The sequence below is a fragment of the Streptomyces sp. NPDC002580 genome, assembly GCF_042889485.1.
Taxonomy (GTDB): Bacteria; Actinomycetota; Actinomycetes; order Streptomycetales; family Streptomycetaceae; genus Streptomyces.
Window position 1 is genome coordinate 26,516 of record NZ_JBIAQZ010000026.1, and the last position, 7,962, is coordinate 34,477.

Sequence of the window (7,962 nt, forward strand, 5' to 3'; positions counted from 1 at the left end):
AGAGCCGGTTAGGAACAGGACCAAATGAAGGGAATGGGCACTTCAGTATCACCAAGTTATTAACTTGCTGCTAAAGATGCCGACTTACTGATACTCTAGTGGTGAGTTAGGGAGGTTGCTGAGATGGCGCGGAGACCCGAGAGTGATCACGCTCGGACTGCCAGGACCGTAACCGAGGCCCGCGAAGAGTTGCATGCTCTGGTGAAGCTCGCCGAGGGCCCCGACGCCGGATCGACGGTCATCGACAACCGCGGCGTGCGCGCCCTGCTCGCTCCGTTGGACCGGTTTCCTGCTGCTCGGCACCCAGACCGCAACGGGCTTTCGGGGCATCCTCTCGGATCGGCGCAGAAGGAGCTCGGTGACCTCGTAGCGCTGGCCGCGAAGGGCCAGCCCCAGGTCCTGAAGCGCTACACGACCCCGGTCGCGGTCCTGCTGCCCGTCGACGGGCCGATCAGCAGCCGCCCATCCGACACGGCCGTGCACCCTGGCGCGGCGCCCGCAGGAGGTGCGGTGACCAGCCAGTCCACTCCCACCCGTGAGCGCGGCCGCCGCCTCGCCACTCTCGGAGACGCCATCGGCGACGTCCTCTCCTCCGGCTCCGCCCCCGGCCTCTCCTACGGCCTCGCCAGCCTGGACGAGGCGACCGGCGGCCTGCACCCGGGCCGCCTGGTCCTGGTCGCGGCCGAACCCCAGGTGGGCGGCAGCCTGATCGGCCTCGCCGCCGCCCGCACCGCACTCGCCCGAGGCGCCCGCGTCCTGTACGCCGCATCCGGGCCCAGCAGCGCGGACATCACCCGCCGCATCATTGCCGCGGAGGCAGGCGGCGACTACGCCCGCCTCAAGACCGGCGTCCTGACCGAGCACGAGCAGGAGGTCGTCGAGCGGCTGCGCCACGCGCCGCTGCTCATCGACGACGGCAGCGACCTGACCGCCGAGGCCATCGCCGACACCGCGCCCCTCGCCGACAATCTGGCGCTCGTGGTCGTGGACCGGCTGCAGCGGGCCCGCAACCCGCGCCTGCCCCTGTCCGGCGAACACCTTCCCGAAGCCAGCCAGATCCTGCGCGAACTGGCCCGCACCCAGCAGGTACCGGTCATCGCGGTCCTGGACACCGACGACCCCGCCATCGTCAACCTCCTGGACGCCGACGTCATCCTCACCCTCACCACCGCGCCCGGCCAGCAGGTGACGACCGTGACCGTCGCCGAACGCGACCTGGGCATCATCGCCAGCACCAGCCTGCGCCCCGACCTCGCTCACGCCCGCTTCCTCGACATCACGACCGCGCCCCCGGAAACCACCACTGCCGAGGCCGGCAGTGGTCTGCCGGACAGCGTGGGCACTGCGGCCGACCGTGAACTGGCCGACGCCGCTCTGCCCTTCACCTCCGGAGCCGTCAAGGGACTGGCCGCAGAGGCCGTCCGCCTGCTCGCAGCCCTGCGCACGGCGCTCGCAGGCGGCCACGTGAAGGACCTGGACGAACTCCACACCCAGCTCCAGGCGATGGCCACCGCCGGAGTGCGGACACCCGACAATGCCGAGGGCCGCCGCCTCACCGCAGCACTGCACGCCTACAACGCCGCCGCCCCGGCCGCTGCAACCACGGAGCCGCCGGCCGACGCCGCTGTCAGTGGCACCCCGTCGGCCGACGCCGAAGACGACGAGGATGCGGCGCGGGACGACGATGACGGCCTGGTACCAGGAGATGAGGAAGAGGAGCCGGAGGGCGCCGTCTTCCCCGGTCTGAAGATCCTCAAGGACGCGGTGGACCGTTCGAAGATGCACCCGATCCCGGTCATCCGTACCGAGGACCGGGAGAGCGGGCCGTGGCCGCTGATCAGTGAGGACATGTCCGGCGAACCGAAGTGGGTCCACCCGGACGTCACCAGCACCCGCGTCGCCCACATCCGGGACAACGGCAAGCGGGTACGCCGCGACAAGCTCGATGTCCCCGCCTCCTTCGGAGACGGGCTGATGTGCCTGATCGACCGCAACGGCTCCTACCCCTCCGCCTGTTCAGCCGTTCCGCTCGCCCCGAACAAGCTCCTGCACACCGGCCCCCTGAACGCCTTCGACAAGGGCCAGGCCGGCATCTACCTCATCGACATCCCGGAGTGGAACTACCCGGGCATGCCGCACCCGCTCGGACAGCTCATCGAGCGGACCGACGAGCAGGGCCGGGTGTGGGTGACCACCCCGCACATCAAGCAGTTGGAACGCCTGTACCGCGACGGCCACCTCACCCAGCGGGTGACGATCCACGACTCCTGGACCGGCCGGGCCAACGAGAGCCTGTTCAAGCCCTTCTACACTGCGGCGCGCGAGGCCCGCGCGGACCTCGTCCAGGTCGGCAGCGACGCGTACGCGGCTTATAAGACGCGCGTGTCCATCGCCTTGCGTCTGCTGTGGCCCAAGCGGCAGGAGCAGCGGTCGCCATTCTGGCGGCCGGACTGGCGCATGAGCATGGTTGCCGAAGCCTCCGTCCGCCACTGGACCGTCGCCTTCAAAGCCGTCCAGGAGGGCCACACCCTCATCGCCCTGCGCAAGGTCGACGCCGCGATCTTCTGGACCCCCGGCCAGACGCCACCCGACACCTACCGGATCGGGACCGGATTTGGCGAAGTCAAGGCCAAGTTCCTCCAGCCCGGCGAGTTCATCCCCGAAGGTGACGACTGATGGCCGGACCCACCGGGCGCGGCAACTCCCTCGGCGCCGCCCTCAACGACCTCCTGCGCGCCCAGGTCACCCCACGCCACCGGCTGTCCACCTACAACGCCAAACACTGGCACGCCCAGCTCAGCCAGCTCACCGGAACCCACCGCGGCTACGAAGCCCTCGAGAGCGCCGGCCTCGACGTCCGACCCGACACCCTGATCAAGTGGCTGTCGGACCCCGAGTACAACGTCCGCCGCAGCTACCGCGACCTCATCCACACCGCCTACGAAAACGTCGCCATCATCCCCGCCGAACCCCTCCCCGACCTCGCCAAGAACGGCCAGTTCGAGATCAGCGGCCTGGTGAAGACCGGCAACGACGAACGCGAACGCGGCACCCGCCGCGCCGCCCCGCTGCGCATCGACGGCCGCCGCGGGGACTGGAGCGAGATCGAGACGCTGTGGCTGGCCGGCGACCTTCGCGACGACGACTTCGAGGACCGCTTCATCGACGACGTCATCGTCGCCGACATCGGCGAAGGCACCGACGGCTGGGAATTCAGCGGAAGCTCGTACTCCGTCGAGCTCAGGTAGGGCCAGAAGGTCAGCGCCGGCCGCCTACTGCTGCGGGGCAGTCAGCAGCGCTTCGGGCAGATAGGCGGACCGGATACCCAACTGCCAGTCGTGCGCAAGACAGGCGAGGGCGGCCAGCGTGGCGGCCCCCGCCGGAAGCAGGCTCCGGGCAGCCGGGTCGGCGCCGATGCTCTCGCGGTGCGCCACGAATCGTTCCTCAAGAGCCCGCTCGAACGCGGCCTGATCATCATCAAGGAGAACGCGCAACAGCCGCTGGTCCCCTGTCAGTGTCCCGGCCGCATCGAGCTGCTCGGCCGCACGCGCCAGCTCGGCAGCATCCGGCTTGCCCAGCGGCACCGGCCCCGGAAGCGCGCCGGGATAGCGCCCCTGGACGACATTCAGGTAGCCGCACAAGGCGTCCATCTCGGCGAGATCGGCCGGGTCCGACACCGACTCCCGCTTCGAGTAGGGAACGCCGTCACGGATGGCGGGCGCATAGTCCTCGCGCAGCAGGGGGCCGATCACCCGGCCCCGGTCCCATATCAGGCCGCTGATCACAGCCCACGTGAACGCATCGGTCCACGTCCGTGCCGTGGTCGCCAGGTGGGTCGGCTCCCACTCCTCCTCGTAGTGAAGCTCCTCGCTGCTGAGGGTCTTCTCCACGAGCGGGAGCGGGATCGAGAAGTCGCCGTCGGGGAAGCAAGCGAGGCTCAGCACGCCCAGGGCGCACTCCGCAGCTGTGATCAGCGCGGTGCGCGAGTCGGGCGTACGCAGGGCCGGGTCGGGCACGGTGCACGCGCCGATGTGGTCGGCCAGCTCCTCGCCGAGTTCACTGAGCCCTTGCCGCAGCGGCATGTCGCCGTAGCGCATCTGGTGCCACCGGCCGAAAGCCCGCCTCCACATGTCCTCAAGGGCTTGCCCGATTCGTTCTTCTGCGACGGTGTGACGCGCTACTTCTTTGATCGCCATGCCGGCCATCCTGGCAGTACCCACCGACAGCGCAGTCCCCCACAAGGCGTCGGATCCTCCGCCCCGCCCGGACTGTCCCGCCTGTCGACGCCAATCGTCGGCAGGGGGCAGTCAAGGCAGACGTGGAGGTAGTGATCGTGATGGATCCCCGTCGGCGGCGGTGCGGTGGGTGGTCACCGATGGTGTGGTGGCGGGGCGCCAGCGGCGGCGGGCGGGCTGTGGTCGGCGGCGGCTGCGTGGAGGACTTCGCGGATCAGCAGGTCGAGGTCGTCCGTGGTGGTGCGGTAGTTGCACAGGCAGGCGCGCAGAACGGTGCGGTCGTGCACGGCGACGGTGGCGAGGTACGCCCGTCCACGGGCCTGGACGCGGTGGGCGACCCGGGCGTGGAGTTCGTCCTGGTCCCCGATGTTCGGGGCGGTGATGCGGAAGCAGACGACCGGCCACGGGCCGCTGGGCAGCAGTTCCAGCCGGGGTTGTGCGGTGATCCTGTGACGCAGTTGGTCGGCGAGGGTCAGGTAGTGCTCGATCAGGGCGGTGACGCCGTCGTGGCCGAGGTGGTTGAGGGTGGCCCACAGGGACAGGGCCCGGGTGCCGGGGCGGGTGAGCTCGATCGTGGCGTGGGAGAGCCAGGGCAGTGCGTCCGGCTCTCCGGCGGTGAGGTAGGAGGCGCGGTGGGCGAAGGCCGTGTGCAGGTGCTCGGGATCGGGGACGAGCAGGGCGCCGCATCCGACGGGCACGCTGAGGGTCTTGTGGGGGTCCACGGTCAGCGAGTCGACGGTCCCGACGCCCCGGTACAGGGATGCCAGTGCAGGGACGGCGGCGCCGAGCCCGCCCCAGGCGCCGTCGGCGTGGTGCCACATCCCGGTGCTGCGACACAGGTCCGTGACCGGTTCGAGCGGGTCGACGGCGCCGGTGGCGGTGGTGCCCAGCGTGGTGACGGTACAGAAGGGCAGCAGGCCCGCGTCCAGGTCGTCGGTGACCGCGGCGCGCAGCGCGGCAGGGTCCAGGCGGTTGTGCGCGTCGACTGCGACGGGGCGCAGCCGGTGAGCGGGCAGGCCGATGCAGGCGGCTGCCTTGGCGACGGACATGTGCGCCTGGGCGCTGCAGTAGAGGGTGAGGCGGGCGTGGTCGCGGTCGTAGGCGGGCCCGTCGCCGCTGCCGCGGCGGGTGAGGAACCAGGTGCGGGCAGTGGCCAGGGCGAGCAGGTTGGCCATGGAACCGCCGCTGGTCAGCACCCCGCCGGTGGTCTCGGGCAGAGCGGCCAGGGCGGCGAGCATGCGTACGGTTCCGCGTTCCAGGTCCATCAGGGCGTTCTCGCCCATGCCGCAGGTCGCGTTGATGGCGCAGGCCAGGAGTTCGGCGATGACCCCGGCGGGTGCGGGCGGCGAGTTGACCCAGGCGAAGAACGCGGGGTGGCCGTTCCCGGTCGGGAAGGGCGCGATCTCGTCCCGCACGAAGTCCAGTACCCGGCCCAGATCTTCCCCCTTGCGGCCGAGCGGTGCCTCGCGCAGCCGGGCTCGCTGCCGCGCAGGCATCGTACGGCTCACGGGTCCCCCGGGCAGCTCGCTCAGGTGCTGGGACACCCACTCCGCCGCGGCGACGAGTTCGTCCCGCAGCACCTTCGGGCCGGCCCCGGGCGGCACCGGATCCAGGGGCGGGAGATATTCGCTGCACTCGGCCGGCGCGGGGTCGGACAAACGGTGGGTCATGGCGGCGTGTCGGGCCTTTCGTCATCACAAGGCCCCCAGGTCAGCGCATTGAGGGCCATGCTCGTAACGAGCAACTCCCACCGGCCGACACGCAGCCGCTGATCCCACCGAAACGACACAGCCGCAAGTCAGCCCGCCTGAAATCGAACAGCGCGGCGCACGAGTGCTGCCCGAGCTGATGAACATCTGCTGTCGAAACTCGGTTCTGGCACAGATCTTGGGGAGTCGTCGCGGAGCGTTACCCCGTTGTTCGATTGCGAGGAGACGGGTTCGCGTGAGACGGCGTACGCCTTGTCGTCCGACGATCAGAGATGACGCTCCCTCAGGTTTCTGCCTGCCGCTGCCGCTGCCGCGGTCGGTTGTGGGCGGTGATGGTGCTGGTCATGCAGACCGATGCGCCGTTCTGGGACTCACTGGTCTTCGAGGGGATCGACGATGTGGATGTCGAGGCGGTTACGGCCGCGTTCGGCACGGTCGAGGTGGTGGCGAGAGGCCGCGCCGCCGGGGCTGCATGTCCGGACCGCGGCCGCTTCTCGGACCGAGTCCACGACCGATACCAGCGCAGGCTGAAGGATCTTCCGCTCGCTGAGCAGGGCTTCGTGATCCGGCTGACGGTCCGGCGCTTCATTTGCGGAGGGGCGGACTGCCAGCGCCGGACGTTCGCCGAGCCGTTCTCCCAGCTGGCTTCCCCGCACGCACGGTTCACCACGCGGCTCAACCGTGCCCTGGAGCGGGTGGGGCTCGCGCTGGCCGGGCGGGCCGGCGCCCGGCTGGCGGCCCGGCTGGGCTTCGGAGCCAGCCGGATGACCCTGTTGCGCAGGGTCATGGCATTGCCCGATCCGCAGTTCAGTACTCCGCGCGTGCTGGGCGTGGACGACTTCGCGATCCGCCGCGGCCAGACCTACTCCACCGTCTTGACCAGCGTCGAAGACCATCGCGTGGTCGACGTGCTCCTGACCCGTGAAGCCGGGCCTTTGGCCGCCTGGCTGATCCGCCACCCAGGCGTGGAGATCATCTGCCGGGACCGGGTGGGCGCTTACTGATCGTTTCAGAATGATGTGCGGAGTCGTCGCAGGCAGATGATGCTGCAGGCCAGTTCCAGGAGACCTTGATGGAGGTCGGCACGGCGTTCGTAGCGGGTCCGGGGTCGCTTGAACTGGTGGAGCCAGGCAAAGGTGCGCTCGACGACCCAGCGGGTTTTGCCCAGGCCGGAGCCGTGGGCGACGCCGCGGCGGGCGATGAGGGGCTTGATGCCGCGCTTCCACAGCAGTCGGCGGTACTTGTCGTAGTCGTAGCCGCGGTCGGCAAACAGGCGCCTGGGCTTGCTGCGCGGACGCTCCCGAAGTCCCCGTATGCGGGGGATCGCGTCCAGCAACGGGATCAACTGCGTCACGTCATGCCGGTTCCCACCAGTCACGGACACTGCCAGCGGGGTTCCGTGCCGGTCGGCGATCAGATGGTGTTTGGAGCCTGGGCGGCCGCGGTCGACCGGCGACGGCCCGACGTGATCCCGCCTTTGAGGGCCCTGACGTGGGAGCCGTCGATCGCGCAGTCGCCCATCTCCAGCAGGCCCGCCTTGCGCAGTTCGGCAAGAAGTTCCGCGTGCAGCCGGGGCCAGACACCGGCTTCGGTCCAGTCCCGCAGGCGGCGCCAGGCCGTAACTCCGGAGCAGCCCACCACCGGAGCGGGAACATCCCGCCAGGCCACGCCCTTGCGCAGCACGTAGATGATGCCCGCCAGCGCAACACGGTCCGGCACCCGAAGCCGGCCCGGGTGCCGGTGCCTTCGCTCGGGCTGCTTCGGCACCAGTGGGGCTATGCGCTTCCACAGGTCATCAGGGGCAAGATCATCGGACACCCCGCAGACCCTGCCGACGAGGATCACCGACCGCCAGCCGACACGCCGATCTCATGCTGAAGCCCTGGCCTCGGTCACGCTGAACCACCCTGGCCGCACCTCGACCAGCAGGGGCTTCAGCGACTCCACCGCGGTCCGCAAGTTCTGCTCCGTGGGGTCATGAGGCTCAGGCAAACTCCGCCCGTAGCAGCGCAGCCGCC

At 69.9% G+C, this 7,962-nt stretch carries 6 protein-coding genes; 3 read left to right on the forward strand and 3 right to left on the reverse strand.

The features are described from left to right. Positions 1-201 precede the first annotated feature (201 nt). A complete protein-coding gene (locus ACFYW7_RS38435) occupies positions 202-2,676 on the forward strand; it encodes a DnaB-like helicase C-terminal domain-containing protein (protein WP_389511245.1) in 2,475 nt (824 codons plus the stop codon). Then, on the forward strand, positions 2,676-3,248 hold the full coding sequence (locus tag ACFYW7_RS38440) for a hypothetical protein (protein ID WP_389511248.1): 573 nt from the start codon (positions 2,676-2,678) through the stop codon (positions 3,246-3,248). The genes ACFYW7_RS38435 and ACFYW7_RS38440 overlap by 1 nt, the downstream gene beginning before the upstream one ends. 24 nt (positions 3,249-3,272) lie before the next feature. Here the strand turns inward: ACFYW7_RS38440 and ACFYW7_RS38445 are convergent, their stop codons facing one another. Both ACFYW7_RS38445 and ACFYW7_RS38450 read right to left on the reverse strand, forming a co-directional pair. Next, entirely contained in the window at positions 3,273-4,196 is a 924-nt protein-coding gene (locus tag ACFYW7_RS38445) for an Imm49 family immunity protein (RefSeq protein WP_389511251.1), read from the reverse strand. 173 nt (positions 4,197-4,369) lie between these two features. Continuing rightward, positions 4,370-5,905: a pyridoxal phosphate-dependent decarboxylase family protein gene (locus ACFYW7_RS38450; RefSeq protein ID WP_389511253.1), complete on the reverse strand. Its 1,536-nt coding sequence runs from the start codon at positions 5,903-5,905 to the stop codon at positions 4,370-4,372. Between the two features lie 371 nt (positions 5,906-6,276). On the opposite strand from ACFYW7_RS38450, the gene ACFYW7_RS38455 reads away from it, so the two are divergent. After that, positions 6,277-6,948: a transposase family protein gene (locus ACFYW7_RS38455; protein WP_389511263.1), complete on the forward strand. Its 672-nt coding sequence runs from the start codon at positions 6,277-6,279 to the stop codon at positions 6,946-6,948. A 5-nt stretch (positions 6,949-6,953) separates the two neighbouring features. Here the strand turns inward: ACFYW7_RS38455 and ACFYW7_RS38460 are convergent. Beyond that, a protein-coding gene (locus ACFYW7_RS38460; RefSeq protein ID WP_389511255.1) for an IS5 family transposase occupies positions 6,954-7,762 on the reverse strand; the annotation gives its coding sequence in 2 pieces (ribosomal slippage) (positions 6,954-7,414 and positions 7,414-7,762; 810 coding nt in all). Between the last annotated feature and the right edge of the window lie 200 nt (positions 7,763-7,962).

Excerpts from the sequence above, each read along its gene's own strand:
- ACFYW7_RS38445 (WP_389511251.1), bottom strand. The coding sequence starts at position 4,196 with ATGGCGATCAAAGAAGTAGCGCGTCACACCGTCGCAGAAGAACGAATC.
- ACFYW7_RS38455 (WP_389511263.1), top strand. The coding sequence starts at position 6,277 with ATGGTGCTGGTCATGCAGACCGATGCGCCGTTCTGGGACTCACTGGTC.
- ACFYW7_RS38450 (WP_389511253.1), bottom strand. The coding sequence starts at position 5,905 with ATGACCCACCGTTTGTCCGACCCCGCGCCGGCCGAGTGCAGCGAATAT.
- ACFYW7_RS38440 (WP_389511248.1), top strand. The coding sequence starts at position 2,676 with ATGGCCGGACCCACCGGGCGCGGCAACTCCCTCGGCGCCGCCCTCAAC.